The 18099-nt window shown below is 71.3% G+C and carries 15 protein-coding genes; 7 read left to right on the top strand and 8 right to left on the bottom strand.

Features of this window, described 5'->3' with window-relative positions:
- Positions 1–39: 39 nt before the first annotated feature.
- The gene (locus tag AB0D48_RS25935) at positions 40–1485 is read right to left on the bottom strand and encodes a glyceraldehyde-3-phosphate dehydrogenase (RefSeq protein WP_362401540.1); all 1446 of its coding nucleotides are present in this window, start codon (positions 1483–1485) and stop codon (positions 40–42) included.
- A gap of 425 nt (positions 1486–1910) precedes the next feature.
- Between AB0D48_RS25935 and AB0D48_RS25940 the strand changes: the two genes are divergently transcribed.
- Positions 1911–4205 carry an immune inhibitor A domain-containing protein gene (locus tag AB0D48_RS25940; protein ID WP_362401543.1) on the top strand — a complete coding sequence of 765 codons (2295 nt, stop codon included), beginning with the start codon at positions 1911–1913 and terminating at the stop codon, positions 4203–4205.
- Between the two features lie 157 nt (positions 4206–4362).
- Here AB0D48_RS25940 and AB0D48_RS25945 read toward each other — a convergent pair whose 3' ends face one another.
- Positions 4363–5052, bottom strand: coding sequence for a TetR/AcrR family transcriptional regulator C-terminal domain-containing protein (locus AB0D48_RS25945; protein WP_362401546.1), 690 nt, complete (start codon positions 5050–5052; stop codon positions 4363–4365).
- A 117-nt stretch (positions 5053–5169) separates the two neighbouring features.
- Here AB0D48_RS25945 and AB0D48_RS25950 point away from each other — a divergent pair, with 117 nt between their 5' ends.
- The 4 genes from AB0D48_RS25950 (at position 5170) to AB0D48_RS25965 (ending at position 11129) form a co-directional block, all read left to right on the top strand.
- Positions 5170–5871: a DUF4386 domain-containing protein gene (locus AB0D48_RS25950; RefSeq protein ID WP_362401549.1), complete on the top strand. Its 702-nt coding sequence runs from the start codon at positions 5170–5172 to the stop codon at positions 5869–5871.
- 105 nt (positions 5872–5976) lie between these two features.
- Positions 5977–9519: an AAA family ATPase gene (locus AB0D48_RS25955; protein ID WP_362401552.1), complete on the top strand. Its 3543-nt coding sequence runs from the start codon at positions 5977–5979 to the stop codon at positions 9517–9519.
- A gap of 495 nt (positions 9520–10014) precedes the next feature.
- A complete protein-coding gene (locus AB0D48_RS25960; protein ID WP_362401555.1) occupies positions 10015–10536 on the top strand; it encodes a hypothetical protein in 522 nt (173 codons plus the stop codon).
- Between the two features lie 89 nt (positions 10537–10625).
- Positions 10626–11129, top strand: coding sequence for a hypothetical protein (locus AB0D48_RS25965; RefSeq protein ID WP_362401558.1), 504 nt, complete (start codon positions 10626–10628; stop codon positions 11127–11129).
- 169 nt (positions 11130–11298) lie between these two features.
- On the opposite strand, the gene AB0D48_RS25970 is transcribed toward AB0D48_RS25965, so the two are convergent.
- Positions 11299–11727 carry a Fur family transcriptional regulator gene (locus tag AB0D48_RS25970; protein WP_362401560.1) on the bottom strand — a complete coding sequence of 143 codons (429 nt, stop codon included), beginning with the start codon at positions 11725–11727 and terminating at the stop codon, positions 11299–11301.
- 312 nt (positions 11728–12039) lie between these two features.
- On the opposite strand from AB0D48_RS25970, the gene katG reads away from it, so the two are divergent.
- Entirely contained in the window at positions 12040–14229 is a 2190-nt protein-coding gene (gene katG, locus AB0D48_RS25975; protein WP_362401563.1) for a catalase/peroxidase HPI, read from the top strand.
- A gap of 23 nt (positions 14230–14252) precedes the next feature.
- Here the strand turns inward: katG and AB0D48_RS25980 are convergent, their stop codons facing one another.
- Positions 14253–14564, bottom strand: coding sequence for a molybdopterin-binding protein (locus AB0D48_RS25980; RefSeq protein ID WP_362401566.1), 312 nt, complete (start codon positions 14562–14564; stop codon positions 14253–14255).
- A gap of 151 nt (positions 14565–14715) precedes the next feature.
- A complete protein-coding gene (locus AB0D48_RS25985) occupies positions 14716–15885 on the bottom strand; it encodes a serine hydrolase domain-containing protein (RefSeq protein ID WP_362401569.1) in 1170 nt (389 codons plus the stop codon).
- A 487-nt stretch (positions 15886–16372) separates the two neighbouring features.
- Between AB0D48_RS25985 and AB0D48_RS25990 the strand changes: the two genes are divergently transcribed.
- On the top strand, positions 16373–16561 hold the full coding sequence (locus AB0D48_RS25990) for a hypothetical protein (protein WP_362401572.1): 189 nt from the start codon (positions 16373–16375) through the stop codon (positions 16559–16561).
- 315 nt (positions 16562–16876) lie between these two features.
- Here the strand turns inward: AB0D48_RS25990 and AB0D48_RS25995 are convergent, their stop codons facing one another.
- From AB0D48_RS25995 to AB0D48_RS26005, 3 genes are read right to left on the bottom strand one after another with little or no spacing between them, the layout of a single operon-like run.
- Positions 16877–17143 (bottom strand): DUF4235 domain-containing protein, encoded by a 267-nt coding sequence (locus AB0D48_RS25995; protein ID WP_362401575.1) that lies wholly within the window; start codon positions 17141–17143, stop codon positions 16877–16879.
- Entirely contained in the window at positions 17140–17604 is a 465-nt protein-coding gene (locus tag AB0D48_RS26000) for a DUF3618 domain-containing protein (protein ID WP_362401578.1), read from the bottom strand. The genes AB0D48_RS25995 and AB0D48_RS26000 overlap by 4 nt, the downstream gene beginning before the upstream one ends.
- Positions 17601–18014 carry a phage holin family protein gene (locus AB0D48_RS26005; RefSeq protein WP_362401582.1) on the bottom strand — a complete coding sequence of 138 codons (414 nt, stop codon included), beginning with the start codon at positions 18012–18014 and terminating at the stop codon, positions 17601–17603. Before AB0D48_RS26005 ends, AB0D48_RS26000 begins: the two co-directional genes overlap by 4 nt.
- Between the last annotated feature and the right edge of the window lie 85 nt (positions 18015–18099).

The raw sequence follows: 18099 nt of genomic DNA on the forward strand, positions 1-18099 counted from the left end.
CTGCCGCTCTGAGCGGCAGCCGGCGGTCGGTGGCGCGGATCAGACCAGCGGAACCGGGTAGGTCGGGTACTCCACCCCGGACACGTGCTGGACGACGCGGATGACCTGGCACGAGTAGCCGAACTCGTTGTCGTACCAGAGGTAGAGGATCGCGTTGTCGCCGTCGACCTTGGTGGCGCCGGCGTCGACGATCGAGGAGTGGCGCGAGCCGACGAAGTCCATGGAGACCGCGTCAGGAGCGGTGGTGAAGTCGATCTGGCGCTTGAGCGGCGAGTGCAGCGAGACGCCCCGGAGGTACTCGAGGACCTCCTCGCGGGTGGTCTCACGGCCCAGGCGCAGGCTCAGGATCGCGATCGAGACGTCCGGGACGGGGACGCGGATCGAGCTGCCGGTGATCGGCGCCTTGAGGTCGGGCAGCGCCTTCGCGACGGCCGAGGCGGCACCGGTCTCGGTGATGACCATGTTGAGCGGCGCGGACCGGCCGCGGCGGTCGGCCTTGTGGTAGTTGTCCAGCAGGTTCTGGTCGTTCGTGAACGAGTGGACGGTCTCCACGTGGCCGCGCAGCACGCCGTACTCGTCGTCCATGGCCTTCAGCGGCGGGACGATGGCGTTGGTGGTGCAGGAGGCGCAGGACAGGATCCGCTCGTCCGGCTTGATCGTGTCGTGGTTGACGCCGTGCACGATGTTCGGGACGTCGCCCTTGCCCGGGGCGGTCAGGACGACCTTGTCGATGCCGGGGCGCAGGTGCTTGGACAGGCCCTCGCGGTCGCGCCACTTGCCGGTGTTGTCGATCAGGATGGCGTCCTTGATCCCGTACGCCGTGTAGTCGACCTCGGACGGGTCGTTGGCGTAGATCACCCGGATCGCGTTGCCGTTGGCGATGATCGTGCTGTTCGCCTCGTCGACCGTGATCGTGCCCTGGAACTGGCCGTGGATCGAGTCGCGGCGCAGCAGCGAGGCGCGCTTGACGAGGTCCTGCTCGCCGCCACCGCGGACGACGATGGCACGCAGCCGCAGGCCGTTGCCGGAGCCGGCCTTCTCGATCAGCAGGCGGGCGACGAGGCGGCCGATGCGGCCGAAGCCGTAGAGGACGACGTCGCGGCCGGCGCCGCGCTCGAGCTTGTTCTCACCGGTGGCGCCGGCGACGGCCTGGGCGGTGAACTCCTCCACCGACAGACCGTGGTCGTCGGCCTTGTAGTTCGCGGCGAGCATGCCGATGTCGATCTGGGAAGGTCCGAGGTCCAGCGCGGCGAGCGCCTGGAGGAACGGCATCGTCTCGGTGACCGAGAGTTCCTCACCGTCGATCTGCCGGGCGAACCGGTGGGTCTTGAGGATGCTGACCACCGACTTGTTCACCAGGGAGCGGCTGTGGAGGAGGACGGTGACGTCCTGCTCCCGGTGCAGCTTCCCGATGATCGGAATCATCGACTCCGCGATCTCCTCGCGGTTTTTCCAGTTGGTGAACGAGTCGTCTTTGACAGTCACAGGTTTATCTTTCGAGCTAGGCGGCGCTCATATGCTAACCCGCCGTCGTTCTGATCACTCAGGGGGTGCCAGCTGTGTGCACCCCACCACCCCCCTCGGCCGCATAATCCCTGGTCAAGCCGGGTCTCCAGGTCTGGCCCCGCTGCCTCCGCCAGCCGTCGGCACCACCGGGCGCGACTCGGGCGGACGCCGCCCGGATGATCGGCAGCACTCTTGATCGGATCGGCCCGGAGGTGTCGGCCCGCCTCGGCGGACGGGCGCTGATGATCGACCCCTCGCCCCCCTCGCCGCCCGCGTGCGCGGTGCACCATCGATCCCGATCCACATCTACCCATGACCTGTCACATGTGAAATATTACCTGCGCTCATGCACCCATTCGCCCCAACTTCGTGAAAGGGCCGCCACGTTGCGCAGACTCGCCCTGGTGGGAGCGGCGATATCGTTCGCCCTGCTCACCACCCCCGCGCTCGCCGCCACCACACCGCCGCCCCCTCCGCCGGGCGCAGCACGGCAGGCCGAGCACGCCCCCGCCCCACCGCCCGCACCGCTGGAACTGCAGCGCCAGGCCCTGCGGCGCCAGGCGCTCGAAGGAGTCGCCGCCGGCGGACCGGCCGGCCTGCGGGCGGGCGCGCCCGGGACGCTGCCGCGCCGGGCCAAGGTCGGCGACCGGTACGTCGAGCTCGCCCAGGAACGCAAGGACAAGGTCTTCGTCATCCTCGCCGAGTTCGGCGACCAGGTGGACAACACGACCGAGTTCGAGGGCAAGCCCCGCTTCGGCGGCGCCCCCGGCCCCCGGCACGACGCCATCGGCAGGCCTGCTTCCGACGACAACCACACCCTGTGGCGCCGGAACTTCGACCGCTCCTTCTACCAGCGCCAGTTCTTCTCCACGGATCCGGAGTCGGGGTCCATGCGCGCCTACTACCGGCTCCAGTCCTCCGGCCGCTACGACATGGACGGCACGGTTTCGGACTGGGTCAAGCTCCCTTGGAACGAGGCCCGTTACGGCACCGACAACTGCTCGGAGCCCGGCCAGTGCCGCACCAACTGGGACATGATCCGGGACGCCACGACCTCCTGGTACGCCGCCGAGCGGGCCAAGGGCCGTACGCCCGAGCAGATCAAGGCGCAGCTCGCCGAGTACGACGTGTGGGACCGCTACGACGCCGACCACGACGGGAACTTCGACGAGCCGGACGGCTACCTCGACCACCTCGTGGTCGTGCACGCCGGAAAGGACCAGACCTGGGGCGGCGGAACCCAGGGCAAGGACGCCGTCTGGGCCCACCGCTGGTTCGCGTACTGGAACCAGGCCGGCAGCGCGGGCCCCGAGGGCAACAAGGCGGGCGGCACCCCGGTCGGCGACACCGGTATCTGGGCCGGCGACTACCTGACAGGGGGCGAGAACAGCGGTGCGGGCCTGTTCGCCCACGAGTTCGGCCACGATCTGGGCCTTCCGGACCTGTACAGCTCGGACGGGGACAACAGCGTCAACTTCTGGTCGCTGATGTCCTCGGGCTCGTACCTCGCGAAGGGACGCAACACCACCGGGGCGTTCCCCGGCGACCTCGACCCGTGGAGCAAGCTGCAGCTCGGCTGGCTGGAGTACACGGAGGCCGACGCGGGCCGCAAGACGCGCGCGGTGCTGGGCGTCTCCGCCTACAACACCGAGGATCCGCAAGCCCTGCTGGTACACCTGCCGCCTTCGGAGACCCGGACCGAGCTGACCGACCCGTACGAGGGAGGCAGCCAGTGGTGGAGCGGCACCGGGGACTTCATGGACAACGTTCTCGGCCGGACGGTGGACCTCACCGGTTCGGCCGGACCCGCCAGGCTGGACGCGCGGGTCTGGTACGACATCGAGCAGGACTTCGACTTCCTGACGGTGGAGGCCTCCACGGACGGCGGCGCCACCTGGGCCGCGCTCCCCGGCACGGTGAACGCGACGGCCATCCCGGCCAAGGGGGTGTCGGGAACCTCGTCCGGCTGGGCGGAACTCGGTGTCCCGCTGGACCGGTTCGCGGGACGGAGCTTCCAGCTGCGGCTGCGCGTCACGTCCGACGGCAACACCCACGGCAAGGGCGTCACCTTCGACGACATCCGGATCACCGCGGACGACCGCGAGGTGCTGCGCGACGGCGCGGAGCAGGGGATGAACGGCTGGAGCACCGTCAAGTGGTCGCGTACGGAGGGCCGTACCGGCAGCGAGCGGCACCCGCGCGCCTACCTGGTCGAGAACCGGCGCTACACCGGGTACGGCACCTACCTGAAGACGGGCCCGTACAACTTCGGGTTCACCGGCGACCAGGTGGAATTCTTCCCCTACCAGCAGGGCGTGCTGATCTGGCTGTGGGACACGGCCTACAGCGACAACACCACCAAGGCCCACCCGGGGGCCGGCATGCTGCTGCCGGTAGACGCCCGTCCCGATCCACTGCGGCACGCGGACGGCTCACTGCTCGGTGCCCGCGCGCAGACGTTCGACGCGCCGTTCTCGCTGCGGGCGAGCGAGCGGATCGTCCTGCACAAGGCGGGCACGCCGACGGTGATCCCGGCCCGGCCGGGCGTCTCCGTCTTCGACGACCGCAAGGGGGCGTACTGGAACCCCGAGCTGCCGCAGGTCGGGGTCAAGGTGCCGGACACGGGTACCCGGATCGCGGTGGTCAAGGAGGCCGCAGGGGGCGCGCTCACGACGGTACAGATCAGCCCGTCCCCCTGATTTCCGGCAATCGGTGACCGGAACCCGCCCGCCCCCTCGACGGGGCGGGCGGGCCGCCTCGTAGAACGGAAGGCCCCCGGGCGGCTCTCCCAGCCGTCACCTCTTGAAACCACACATGCCCCGCCGGGCCGACCGCCCGGCGCGGGCGGCGACTGCATCACCTGCCGGAAGTCCACCCCTGCCGCCGGAGCCGTTCGAAGCCGTCCAGGAGGAGGTCCAGGGCGAACTCGAACTCGAACTGGTCGTCACAGCCTCGGCCCACGACGGACTCCCCGTCGTGGGCCACCGCCATGGCCAGCTCCGTCACGTACGGGTACGGGGGCGCGGCCTCCGGGGGCGGGGCGGCCTCGGCGCCCGGGTCGGGGCTCGGCGCGTCGTCGAAGAGCTCCTGGGCGAACCCCAGCATGCGGCTGCCCAGGGCGTGCATCACGTGATGCGTCAGATCGACGGAGAAGCCGCCGGTCCGGAACATCCCGATCACCGAGTCCATGTATGCGAGCAGGACCGGTGTGGGACTGGTCCGCGACCGGATCACCTGAGCGGCCCAGGGGTGCCCCAGGAGGGCGCGCCGCGCCGAGAGGATCCGCTGCCGGACCGCGCTCTGCCAGTCGGCGCCCGGAGCCGGAGGGTCGATCCCGCCGACGACGACGTCCACCATGCCGTCCAGGAGCCGCTCCCTGTTGGCGACGTGCTTGTAGAGCGCCATCGGCACCACGCCCAGCTCCTGCGCGAGCTTGCGCATGCTGAGCCCTTCGATCCCGATGTCGTCGGCCAGCGCGACGGCGGCGTGCAGCACCCGGTCCCTGCTGAGCGGGGTCCGGCGTCCCGCGTCCGTCTGCTGCGCCATATCGATCAGCTCCCTGTGATCAACCGTGGACCGGCATCCGGCCTTGACGAGTGTACGGCGTACACCTAACGTGAGCGACAGGTGTACGCCGTACACCAGCACAGGGGGAGGGTCCCGATGGACTCAGCTAGAAAAATCGCCGTCGTCGCGGGTGCGTTCTTCCTCGTGACGGAGGTCAGCGCGATCGGCGGGCTCGCGCTGTACGGTCCCGTTCTCGAGGGTGCGGACTACGTGGTCGGTTCCGGCGCCGACACCCGGGTGTTCCTGGGGGCGTTGTTCGAGATCGTCCTCGCGATGGCCGTCATCGGCACCGGGGTCACACTGTTCCCGGTCGTCAAGCGGCAGAACGAAGGGGCCGCACTGGGCTACGTCTGCGCCCGCCTCCTCGAAGCGGCCGTCATCCTCGTCGGCACCATCAGCCTGCTGTCGGTGGTGACGTTGCGGAGGAACTTCACGGGCGGCTCGGGCGGCTCGGGCGGCGATGCGGCGTCCCTCGCCACGGCCGGCGAGACCCTGACGGCGATCCACGACTGGACCTTCCTCTTCGGGCCGAACTTCATTCTGGGCGCCAACACTCTGGTTCTGGCGTGGTTGATGTACCGCTCGGGTCTCGTGCCCCGGTTCATCGCCGTACTGGGTCTGGTCGGGGGCCCGCTGATCTGCGTATCGGCGACGGCCGTGATGTTCGGGCTCTACGAGCAGGTCTCCGTGGCGGGGTCGCTCGCGGCCGTCCCCGTGTTCGCCTGGGAAGTGGCCCTCGCCGTCCGGCTCATCGCCAAGGGCTTCAAGCCTTCACCCGTCCTCTCCACGGCAGAGTGAGGCGCGAACCCGTCGCGGGGGTCGGTGCCAGGGCGTCAAGGGCGCCGGCGTCACGACGTCGGGGGCCCGGATCCGCTTCCCGGACCCACCGGTTACGTTGGTGCCGTGGATCGGCGGCCGCTCAAACTCGTACTCGATGTCCTACTCGTCCTCGTCGGGGCCCTGCTGGCCATCGCGACGAACTACGCGACCAGCGGAGAGGGCCAAGTCCCGCTCCCGCTGCGTCTGTTGCGGACGTGGTCCGTGCCGCTGATCGGCGTCGCACTGCTGGTCCTCGTCGTCGGACAGGTCTGGCTGCACTACCTCGACCGGCCCGTCGCCGTCCGGCGTACCTGGGAGTCCGACCAGCCGCCGTATCCCGGGCTGGAAGCCTTCACCGAGGCCGACGCGGCCGTGTTCTTCGGCCGTGACCGTGAGGTCGCCGAGCTGGTCGGCCGGCTGCACCCGGTGGCGCCCGGCCGGGCGGGCCGGTGCGTGAGCGTCATCGGGCCGTCCGGCAGCGGCAAGTCCTCCCTCGTACGGGCCGGCCTGCTGCCCGCGCTGGCCCGACGGCGCAGGCGCTGGGCGGTCGCCGAGCCGTTCTCGCCCGGTGTGGACCCGGTCGGCGCACTGCACCGGCGGCTGGACCAACTGCCCGACACCCGGCCAGCATTGCTCGTGGTCGACCAGCTGGAGGAGCTGCTCACCCTGTCCGGCCCCCAGGAGCGCACCGCCTTCCTGGCCGCCCTGCGCGACGCCCTGGGCCGGGATCCGCAGCTGTGGGTGGTCGCCACCCTGCGCTCCGACTTCCTCACGGCCTTCCTGGAGGAGACCGGATGCGCCGAGCTGGTACGGGACCCCGTGGCCATCGGCACGCTCGGCCGCGAGGAGCTGTACGAGGTCATCGAGCGGCCCGCCCAACAGGCCGGCCTCACCTTCGCTCCCGGGGTCGTCGCCCGCATGGTCGACGAATGCGGGGGCGGCGACGCGCTCCCGCTGCTCGCGTACACCCTGCAAGAGCTCTACCTGCGGGCCGGCGGATCCGGCGGTACGGTGACCGACGAGACGTACCGGGCCCTCGGCGGCGTGGCCGGAGCCCTGTCCGACCGGGCGGACAGGATCACGGCAGAGCTGGGTGCGGCCGCTCCCGTCCTCCCCACCCTCCTGCGGTTCGTCACCGTCGACCGCAGCGAGCCCACCCGCCGCCGGGTGCCGCGCGCCGACCTGGAACCGGCGGAACGGGAAGTCGCCGAAGCCTTCGTGGCCGGCCGGCTGCTGACCGGTGACGGCGGCACGCTGGACGTGGCCCACGAGGCCCTGTTCCGGCGCTGGCCGCCGCTCAGCCAGGCGGTCGCCGCCCGCACCGAGGAGCTGCGCCGGCGCACCGAACTGGAGCGCTGGTCCCAGGACTGGGAGCACGCCGGACGCCCTGACGCCTACCTGCTGACCGGCGAACGGCTGGCCCTGGCTCGGCAGTGGCTGGACGGCGCCGCCCGGTCGCTGGGCACGGCGCCGCTGGTCGCGGAGTTCCTCGACAGTTCGGCGCGGGCGGACCGGGCCACGATGGCGCGCACGGCGGACGCGGTCGCCCTGCGCGTGCTCGAAAGCGCGGAGCACAAACCGGAGCTGGCCATCGCGGCGGGACTCGCCGCGGCCGACGAGTGCGGGCTCACGCCGGCGCTCGCCCAGGCGCTGCGGACCGCACTGGGCGCCTCCCGCCTCCGTACCGCCCACCGGTGCTTCGCGCGCGCCGTGACGGGCACGGCCTGGTCGCCCGACGGGAGCCGCTTGGCGGCCGCCTCCGGCGAAGGCGGCCTGCGGGTGTGGAACACGACGGGCGCCGAAGCCGACACGGCCGAGCCGGCCGTCCACATCGAACAGGGCGGCTGGATCCGCGCCATGGCCTGGTCGCCCGGCGGCCGCCGGATCGCGTGCGGCGCCCGTGAGGGGACGGTGAGCGTCTGGGACACCGAGACCTGGGCGCTCCTGGCCGAACTGCGGCACGCCGAGCCCGCGGGCGGCCGCGCCGAGGGCGTCACCAGCCTCGCCTGGGCTCCCGACGGAAGCCGCCTCGTCTCCTCGGGCAGCGACCGCGTCCTGCGGGTGTGGGACACCGGTCCGGCGGCCCCGTACGCCGAGGTCTCCGCCCTCCGGGGGCACACCCGTACGGTGTGGAGCGTGGCCTGGTCCCCCGACGGCAGCCGGATCGCCAGCTCGGGCGAGGACGCGATCGTACGCATCTGGGACGCGGCCACGGGTGAGACCCTCCGGGTGCTGCGGGACCATCAGGACACGGTCGAATCCGTCCGCTGGTCCCCGGACGGGTCCCGCCTCGCCTCCGCGTCCAAGGACCGCACGGTGCGGATCTGGTCCACCGCCTCCTGGACCGTACGACAGCGGCTCGACAGCATGGACGGCCTCAACTGCCTGGCCTGGTCCCCGGACGGACGGCGGCTCGCCGCGGGCGACCAGGACCGTACCGTGCGCGTCTGGCGACTTCCCGAGGGCGCCGAGACCGAGGACGCGGCCGGCGAGGGCACGACGGCCGACGCCGGACTCTGGCTGAGCGGCCACACCGACACCGTGTACGACCTCGCCTGGTCGCCCGACGGGGAGCGGCTGGCCAGCGCCTCCCGCGACCGCGTCCTCGCCGTCTGGGACGTCGGCGAAGCCACCAACGCCCTGTACGGCCACGAGGATTCGGTGTGGCAGGCCGCCTGGTCCCCGGACGGCGCGCGCATCGCCAGCGCCTCCCAGGACGGCACGGTCCGCGTCTGGGACGCGCACTCGGGCCGGCCCGCGGGCGTACTGCGCCCCGCCGGAGAGGTCGCGGACGTCGCCTGGTCGCCCGACGGCGCCCGGGTGGCGGCGGCCCTGCGCGACGGCCGGGCCCTCCTGTGGCGTCCCGGGAACGGGACCGCCCGTACGACGCTGCGCGGCCACCGGGACGAGCTGTCGGACGTCTCCTGGTCGCCGGACGGCACCCGGGTCGCCACCGCCTCGCGCGACAGCACGGTACGGATCTGGGACGCCGCCACCGGCGACGTCCGTCACGTCCTGCCGGCCGGCCGCCGCGCCCGCGGCCAGGACGACTGGCTCACCGGCACGGCCTGGTCCCCGGACGGCCGCCATCTCGCCACCTCCGGCACCGGGCGGGCGGTCATCGTCTGGGACACGGGCTCCGGCGAGACGGTCACCGTCCTGCGCGGCCACGAGGACCACGCCTGGAAGATCGACTGGTCGCCGGACGGCCGTCGGCTCGTCACCGGCTCCCGCGACCGTACGCTTCGCCTCTGGGACCCCTTCGCCGGCACCGAACTCGCGGTCATGACCGGCCACGAGGACCGGGTACAGCGCGTGGTCTGGTCGCCGGACGGCACCCGGATCGCCTCCGCCTCCCGGGACCGCACCGTCCGCCTCTGGGACCCCGGCGCGGCCACCCAGCTCGCGGTCGTGGCGGTGGGCGCCGACTGGATCAACGGCCTGGACTGGAGCCCGGACGGCTCCCGCCTGGTGACCGCGTCGCGCGACCGCACGGTGCGGATCTGGGACGTGTCGGCCGCCGAGTCCGACACCCTTCTGCGGCGTACCCGGTCCCGCCTCTTCCACGAACTGACCGCCGAGGAGCGGCGCGCATTCCTCCTCCCCGGCACGGGCCCCGCGAGGTGACAGGGGTGCTCGTGGGCGGTGAGCGCGTGCAACGCGGCACCGCCGGACCCGGCAACCCGGCGCACGGCGCGACCGACGACCGGCTCGGGCGGAAACCGGCCCGGTTCTGCGCGTCCTCGGCACGGCGCGTACGCCACGGAGGTTCGGGGGTCCGCTGGGTCCGCCGCGCGACCGCCTCGTCCCGCACGGCTTCAGTCCGCGGGTCGTCCGGCGCCCCGCCGACTGGCCCGAAGGCCACCGGGTCTGCGACCACTGGTGGCCCGTAACACCTCCCGGCCGGCAACCCGACCCGCGACTGCCGGACTTCCGCCCGCTCCCGGCGCCTGGCCACCGGCATCGCCGGAGAGGACGGCGCGGCGCAGGTACTCACGGCCCTGGAGCGGTGGGAGTGAGGCCCGTTGCACGCGAGTAGCAGGTGCTCCTCCCCCACCCGGGGGAGGCCGCTGCTCCTCGGGCAGGACGCGCCACCCGACGGTTCCCGACAGCATCGGGAACATGACCGTTGAGAGGTACGCACACCTGGCCCGCCGGAAGCTGTTCGCACCCGCGCGGCCCGCGCCCGCAGGGCGCTTCGTGTGGCTGGCCGCAGGTCTCGCCGTCGCGTCCATGCTGGTGTATTCGGGGCTCAAGGTGTACATGGCGGCGCGCGGCGAGATAGGGATGCCCGGCCATCCCGCGCCCGAGGCGGTGCAAGCACGCTTCGAGCACCCCGCGCTCGCACAGGCGGGGAACGCACTCCTGGGCGCGCTGGCGGCGGGCGTGGCGCTGGCGACCGTCACCCGCCGGGGCGCGGGGATTCCGCGCTGGATGCTGCTGGGCGCCCTCGCGGTCGCCCTGGTGATGCAGGCGCTCGGAGTGGTGATCACCCTGCGCCGCGAGGGTCTCGACCCGGCGTCCGGCGGGTGGGGCGTGGTGGCCGACGGGGTGGCGTCGGCGGCCCAGCTCGCCGCCTGGTGCGTCGTCGGCGTGTCGTACTTCCTGCGCACGCGCGCACCGCGCGAGGCGGTGGGGCGATGATCCGCCGGACGGGGAGGGGAACGAGGAGGCGGAGCCGTGCGGCCGTCGCGGCCCACGGGGCCTTCTGGTGCGCGTTGGCGTACGGCGCGATGAAGCTCGACTGGGCCCTGGGCGGCGAATTCCTCGTCCGCCAGACCCCCCTGCCGCCCGAGGCCCGGGCCGAGTTGCTCGCCCGCTCCGGGGGCACGGTGACCGCACACTGGGAGTCGGTGGCGCTCGCCCTGGTCGGGACGGCCGCCGCGCTCCACCTTTCCGGCCGCTTCCGGCCGCACGGAAGGCTCCGCCGCGCGGTGCTGCTCTGCGGAGCCTGGGCGGGATGCGTGTTCATGGTGGCGCGCGCGGTCGGGATCCTCGGCTACGGGTTCATCGGTGACCTGCGCCTGCTGACCGGGCTGGCCTCCGTAGCGCCCGCCGACCCGGAACTCGCGCGCACGCTCGCGTACTGGGACCTGCTGCTGTGGTCGCCGTACTGGCTGCTGTTCGGTCTGTGCTGGGGCATCGCGGCCCACCGGTACGCCCACGCCGCGAAGCCCGGGTCCGAGCGCACACTTGGGGCCGAGCTCGGACCCGGGCAAGGTGTACGGCGCCCGTGACCCTCAGGCGCGGGAGGGGCCGGGGAAGTCGACACCCGTCACACCGACGTGGCGGCCCCGGCCGATGCCGTACGGCCGAGCGCAGGACGACGCGCACGGACAACGTGTCGCGGCTGTGGATACCGGGGCGCGCCCTTCGAGCAGACCTCCCCGTGATCACCGGCCAAGGTCACACGTGCGGCGGACCGGGAACACAGGAGGGGCACAGCCCCCGGTAGGTGACCTCGACATCGGACACCGTGAAGCCGAACCGCTCCTCCGCCGGGAGGCCGGCCAGCGGATCGCCGGTCGGGTGGACGTCGCGGATCATGCCGCAGCCGGAGCACACCAGGTGCTGGTGCGAGTCGTGCGCATTGGGGTCGTAGCGCTTCACGCGGCCGTGGGCGGAGACCTCCAGAACCTCACCGAGCAGGACCAGTTCACCCAGGGTGTTGTAGACGGTCGCCCGGGAGATTTCGGGCAGCCGCTGTGCCGCGCGGGCGTGCACCTCGTCGGCCGTGAGGTGCACGTGCTCACCGTCGAGGACCTCCGCGAGGACACGCCGCTGTGACGTCATGCGCCAGCCACGCCCTCGCAGTCGTTCCAGCAGGTCACTCATTTGCATTCACCTGTTCAGACTCGGCGGGACAACAGAAGTTTACCGCCATGCATCCGGGTTCCGGCGGGAAGCGGATGAGGCGACCTTCCGGAAGCGATCAGCAGGCATCACTTTTCTCACACGTCTCAAAGGCCGGTGGGGCCGTCGACCAATTGAGCGAGTTTCCGGACGGCTTCGGACTTTGACCGCTTGTTACGCGGGGTGCTCTGCGTGTTCTCGCAGCAGTGCGGTCTGCGGTGCGCGACCATACGGACGCCGACTCAAGAGCCAGCAGCCAGCAGATGGAATCACGACACAGGAAGAAGGACGGACGTGTCCGGCAGCGAAAGCGAGAACCCAGTAATCCCCTCCCCGGCCCCGGCGCCGACTCGCCCCAGGACGAACCGGGACTGGTGGCCGAATCAGCTGGACCTTCAGGTTCTCCACCAGCACTCGTCCCGGTCCAATCCGATGGGTGAGGACTTCGACTACGCGGAAGAGTTCGCGACCCTGGACCTCGACGCGCTGAAGCAGGACGTCTTCGAGCTGATGACGACGTCGCAGACCTGGTGGCCTGCCGACTACGGCCACTACGGGCCGCTCTTCATCCGGATGAGTTGGCACGCCGCGGGAACGTACCGCATCGAAGACGGCCGCGGTGGTGGCGGATCCGGCGCTCAGCGCTTTGCCCCCCTCAACAGCTGGCCGGACAACGCGAGCCTCGACAAGGCGCGCCGTTTGCTCTGGCCGGTCAAGCAGAAGTACGGCCGGAAAATCTCATGGGCCGATCTTCTGGTCTTCGCCGGTAACTGTGCCATGGAGTCGATGGGGTTCAAGACGTTCGGGTTCGGCTTCGGGCGAGAGGACATCTGGGAGCCCGAGGAAATCTTCTGGGGCCCCGAGGACACGTGGCTCGGAGATGAGCGCTACAGCGGCGAGAGGGAACTCGCCGGTCCTTTCGGTGCCGTGCAGATGGGACTGATCTACGTCAATCCGGAAGGACCCGACGGAAATCCGGATCCGATGGCTGCCGCCCGCGACATTCGCGAGACGTTCGGGCGTATGGCGATGAACGACGAGGAGACGGCCGCGCTCATCATCGGCGGCCATACGTTCGGCAAGTGCCACGGTGCGGTCGACCCCGAGTACATCGGTCCGGAACCCGAGGCCTGCCCGATCGAGCAGCAAGGCCTCGGCTGGAGGAACACGCACGGCAGCGGGATGGGCGCCGACACGCTCACCAGTGGGCTCGAGGGCGCCTGGACCACCGAGCCGACGAAGTGGGACAACGGCTACCTGGACAACCTGTTCCGGTACGACTGGGAGCTGACGACGAGCCCGGCCGGTGCGAAGCAGTGGACTCCCACGGATCCCTCGGCCAAGGACACAGTGCCCGATGCTCATGATCCGTCGAAGAGGCACGCTCCCATGATGCTGACGACGGACCTCTCGCTGAAGCTGGATCCGGTCTACGGGCCGATCTCGAAGAGCTTCCACGAGAACCCGGACAAGCTCGCGGAAGCGTTCGCCAAGGCGTGGTACAAGCTGCTGCACCGCGACATGGGACCCCTCTCGCGGTACCTCGGCCCGTGGGTTCCCGAGCCGCAGCTGTGGCAGGACCCCGTCCCCGAGGTCGATCACGAACTGGTCGCGGGCGGCGACATCGCTGCTCTCAAGGGCACGATCCTCGCCTCCGGCCTGTCCATCTCCCAGCTGGTCGCCACCGCTTGGGCGTCGGCGGCGAGCTTCCGCGGCACCGACAAGCGTGGCGGGGCCAACGGGGCGCGGATCCGGCTCGCACCGCAGAAGGACTGGGAGGTCAACGACCAGCCCGAGGTGACCGAGGTGCTGCAGACCCTCGAGGGGATCCAGCAGGACTTCAACCGCTCACAGACCGGCCGGACGAAGATCTCACTCGCCGACCTGATCGTCCTGGGCGGGTGCGCGGCCGTCGAGCAGGCCGCGAAGAACGCCGGACACGACATCACGGTGCCGTTCGCACCGGGGCGCACGGACGCCTCGCAGGAGCAGACCGACGTGGAGACGTTCGCCGTACTCGAACCCAGGGCAGATGGGTTCCGCAACTACCTCCGGGCGGGAGAGAAGTTGTCGCCGGAGACCCTCCTGCTGGACCGCGCCAACCTGTTGACCCTGACCGCACCCGAGATGACGGTTCTGACGGGCGGCATGCGGGCCCTGAACACCGGCTTCGGGCGGTCCCCGCACGGCGTATTCACCCACCGGCCGGAGACGTTGACCAACGACTTCTTCGTCAACCTGCTGGACATGGGTACGGAGTGGAAGGCCTCGACCTCGGCCGAGAACGTGTTCGAAGGCCGGGACAGCGCCACGGGCGAGGCCAAGTGGACCGCCACCGCCGTCGACCTCGTCTTCGGTTCGCACTCCCAGCTCCGAGCCATCTCGGAGGTCTACGCGTCCAAGGACGCGGGAGAGAAGTTCGTGCGTGATTTCGTGGCGGCGTGGGACAAGGTGATGAACCTCGACAGGTTCGACCTCGCCTGAGCCCGGCTGTTCCGGTCGGCCGCTCATCGGCCGACCGGAACACCATCGCGACATGCCCCAGGGGGACCCGGTGCGCGGACATGGACGCCACCAGCCAGCCGGCGCCCGCCGCCGAATCCGGCCAGCAGCTGCGGGTGCCCGGGGCGGCAGGCCACGGTGTCGACGACCATCCGCGCCCCGGCGTCGTGCAGCAGCCGGCGCAATTGGTCGGTGGCTCCGACCGAAGTCGAACCCGTGACGACGATGACCTCGTGGGCCGGCTCCCGGGCCCGCGCCCAGGTGGTCTCCTGGGCGGCTGCGGTGGGGACGGTGGTGGTACCGGACGTCAGAAGCATGACGGCAGCCTGCGGTCGGGCTTTTCCGATGCCCGCGGGCATCGGTTGCGGCTGTGCACCGGCTCGCTCACGCACCCCGAGGGCACCTGTGAGCTCTCCTCCTGCCGGTGGGAGTGGCGTTGCCCGGTCCAGCGTTCACCGATGGAGCGGTTCAGCGGCACAGGGCCGTGTCCACGACACTTTCGAGATGCTTCGTGGCCGGCCCGCCGGCCGGGATGCTGGTGACCGCGACGCCGGCGGCGCGGCCGTCGTCGGTGACTCCGCCGCGGGTCTCGTATCCAGGGATGTCTCCGCCGTGGCCCCAGTAGACACCGCCGCACGACAGTGGCCTGCTCATGAGCCCCAGGCCGTAGCCGGCGCCGGTGTCACCGATGGGGACCGTGGTGCGCATCTGGGTGAGCTGGGCCGCCGGGAGGAGACGGCCGGCCAGGAGGGCGGTGAAGAACTGGTTGAGGTCGGAGTTGGTGGAGACCATCTGGCCTGCCGCCCAGGCCGCGGAGGGATCCAATTCCGTGACGTCGCGCAGCGGCCCGCCTGCCGCGTCCCTGTGGTAGCCGTGGGGGTGGGGTTCCCGGATGGCCATGTCACCAGGGGCCGGGAAAGAGGTGTGGCGCAGCCCGATGCGCTTGATGACGCGCCGGTCCACCTCCTCGGCGAGGGGCCGGCCGGTGACCTTCTGGACGATCAGGCCCGCCACCACGTAGTTCGTGCTGCTGTACGCCCATTTCTGCCCGGGGGCGAAGTCGGCCTTGCGCTGGAGCGCGATGTCCAGGAGGTCGCGGGGCTCGAAGTACCGGTGCTGAAGGATGCCGTCGGTGACGTCTTCCTCGTACTCGGGAAGCCCGCTGGTGTGCTGCAGGAGCTGACGGACGGTGATGCGGCGTCCGTCGATCCCCTCCCCGCGGACGAGGCCCGGCAGATAGGTGTCGACCGTGGCGTCGAGGCCGATCTTCCCCTCACCGACCAGTTGCAGCACGACCACCGCGGTGAACGTCTTGGTGTTGCTGCCGATCCGTACCTGACCGTCCTTGGGCACCTTCGCACCGGTGGCCAGGTCGCCCACCCCTGCGGTGTAGGTACGGGTACGGCCCTCCCGGTCCTTGACGCTCGCCAGCGCGGCGGGCAGGCCGTCAGCGACCACCAGCGCGCTCAGGCCCTGCTGGACGGTGTCCTGCCCGGCGGTGGCGGACGCCGCGGCCGGCGCCAGGCCACCCACCGCGATGGCTCCCGCGGCCACCGCGGCCACGGCCCGCACGGCGCTGCGCCGACCGACCCGCTGCCGCCCGGAAGAACGAAACCTCTGCCATGCCTGCTCACGCACGAGCCAACTCCTGTGGAATCATTGGGAAATCAGCGGTAGGTACGGAGCCCAGCATGTCCGGATGCGACCGCCGGGGACGATCCCGCTAGCCGCCCGGCTCCGGGTGGGGCTAACCCCCGGTACGACCAGCCGATGGGACCCCTTCCTCCCCTCCGAGCCTTCAAATCTGCATCTGCGAGACTAATTCGCCTTCTTTCCTTGCAGATGCTGGCCGTATTGCAGAGTGACCTCTTGAATGATTCACTGTGACCAGACAGGCCCGCCTGTCCGGATTCCGCGTCCGGAACCAGTCGCCCCACTGGGTCGACCCTTGGTTCCCTGACCGCGGACACCCGCCCCCTGGGCCGCTTGCGGCTCTCGCTGCCACAGCGGGCGCGGTGAAGGAAGCCCCTGCGCGCCGATCGCGGTGTTCGGCGAGCAGGGGCTGCGCCATGCCACCCGGCCCTTTCCCGCGCCACACCTCTCTGAGGGTCTGGCATATGCAGCATTGTTCGCGGCATCCTTCCACCCGGCGGGCCGCGCCGAGCGGGCTGCCCGCCACGGTCGCCCTCTGAGCCCCGCCGACCCGCTCGCCGGACCCAACCTGCGGCCGGTCCTCGACCCCACCGGATGGCGGCTGACGGTCTACGAGGACGCCGCACGGCACTTCCTCGCGCGCGCCGTCCTGGCGAGGTGACGGTGCGCCGAGGAGCAGCGCGGCGTCAGGACGTGCCCGCGCCGCCGGCCCCGGCGGCTGGTGGGCGCAGTCCGGGATCGCGCCACGTGCTCAAGCTCGGGGCCTTCGGCCGTCGGCCCTAGCCCCTCGGCCGTATGAACCGCCGTGGAGGCGGCCACTACGGCGGGCAGCGCCGGTCAGCCCCGCAGGGCCGGCCGTTCATCGCGGAGGTCCGGCCGTGCATCGCGGCCGGTCAGCCCGGGAGGGGCCGTGCATCCGCGGCCACTACGGCGGGCAGCGCCGGTCAGCCCCGCAGGGGCCGTGCATCGCGGCCGGTCAGCCCGGCCAAGTGCCCGTCACGCGCCGGGTGGCCACGGCGCCCGAGCGTTCGACAGCAGCCTTGACCACGGCGAAGATCACGCCCTGGACGGCGGCGGCGATCAGGATCTCCTTCCACGAGCGGTCCTCGTCCGTGGCGTCGGGGGCGTCACCTTCGCCCTCGATGACCTTCCAGGCCTGTTTGAACGCGGCGCCCGCGATCATGCCGCTGACGGCGCCCAGTGCCAGCCCGACCGGCTTGTAGGCGATCTTGGACGCCTTCATCGGCGTCCGCGGCCGCGCCGCACCAGCAGGAGGACGACCAGAGCGACGCCCACGGCGAGCAGCGGCTTGCGGTGGGCGCGTGCCGCCGTCGCGGCCCGGCCGGCCTTGTCGAGTACCGGGCCGGGGGTCTTGTCCGCCGCCAGCCGGCCGGCACGGGTCGTGGCCTGAACGACCAGCCCGGATGCCTGAGCGGCCCGGTCCAGTACGGGCTCGGGCGTCCTCCCCTTCACCACCTGCGCGGCCTGCTGGGCCTTCGCGCGGATCTGGTCGGTGACCACGGCGGTCTTCTCGGCGACCTGTTCCTTCACAGCGGTTGCCCTCTCCTTCGTCTGTGCCTTCACGTCGGCCTTGGCGGCCAACGCCTCGACGGTCTGCCCGAGTTCGTCGCGGGTGCGCTCGACCTGCTCACGCAGCTCGTCGGGGGTGGGCGTGCCGATATCGGATCGCGGTTCGTTCGTCATCGGTGCGCTTTCTCCTTGATCTCGGCCAGGTCTGCCTTGACGCTGTCGATGGTCTGTTCCGGGGCGGGGGCGCCGGCCTTGGCGATCTGCTTCCTTCCGGCCACGGCAGCGACGGCGGCAACGACCGCCAGCACCACCGCGAGGATGAGAGCCGAGGCCCACACCGGCAGGACCAGCGCGAGCGCTGCGATGCACGCGGCGATCAGAGCCTGCGCCGCCAGGATTCCGATCAGGCCCGCGGCTCCGAAGAGGCCGCCGCCCCTCCCGAAAAGTCTGCCCTTCTCGGCCATCTCGGCCCGGGCCAGCTGCATCTCCTCGCGCACCAGCTCCGACATCTGCTGGGAAGCGCGCGAAACCAGCACGCTCACGGATTCATCGGTGCTCCGGGTCTGCCGCTCTACTGTGCTCATGGCGCGTCACCCTGCCTTCTCCTCTGCCGTGGAGCCTGTGAGGCGCTCGCTCCTCGCTGAATTGCGGACCTCTGTCACGGCGCGA

Origin of the sequence: Streptomyces sp. NPDC048269 (genome assembly GCF_040652395.1) — a bacterium.
Lineage (GTDB): Bacteria > Actinomycetota > Actinomycetes > Streptomycetales > Streptomycetaceae > Streptomyces.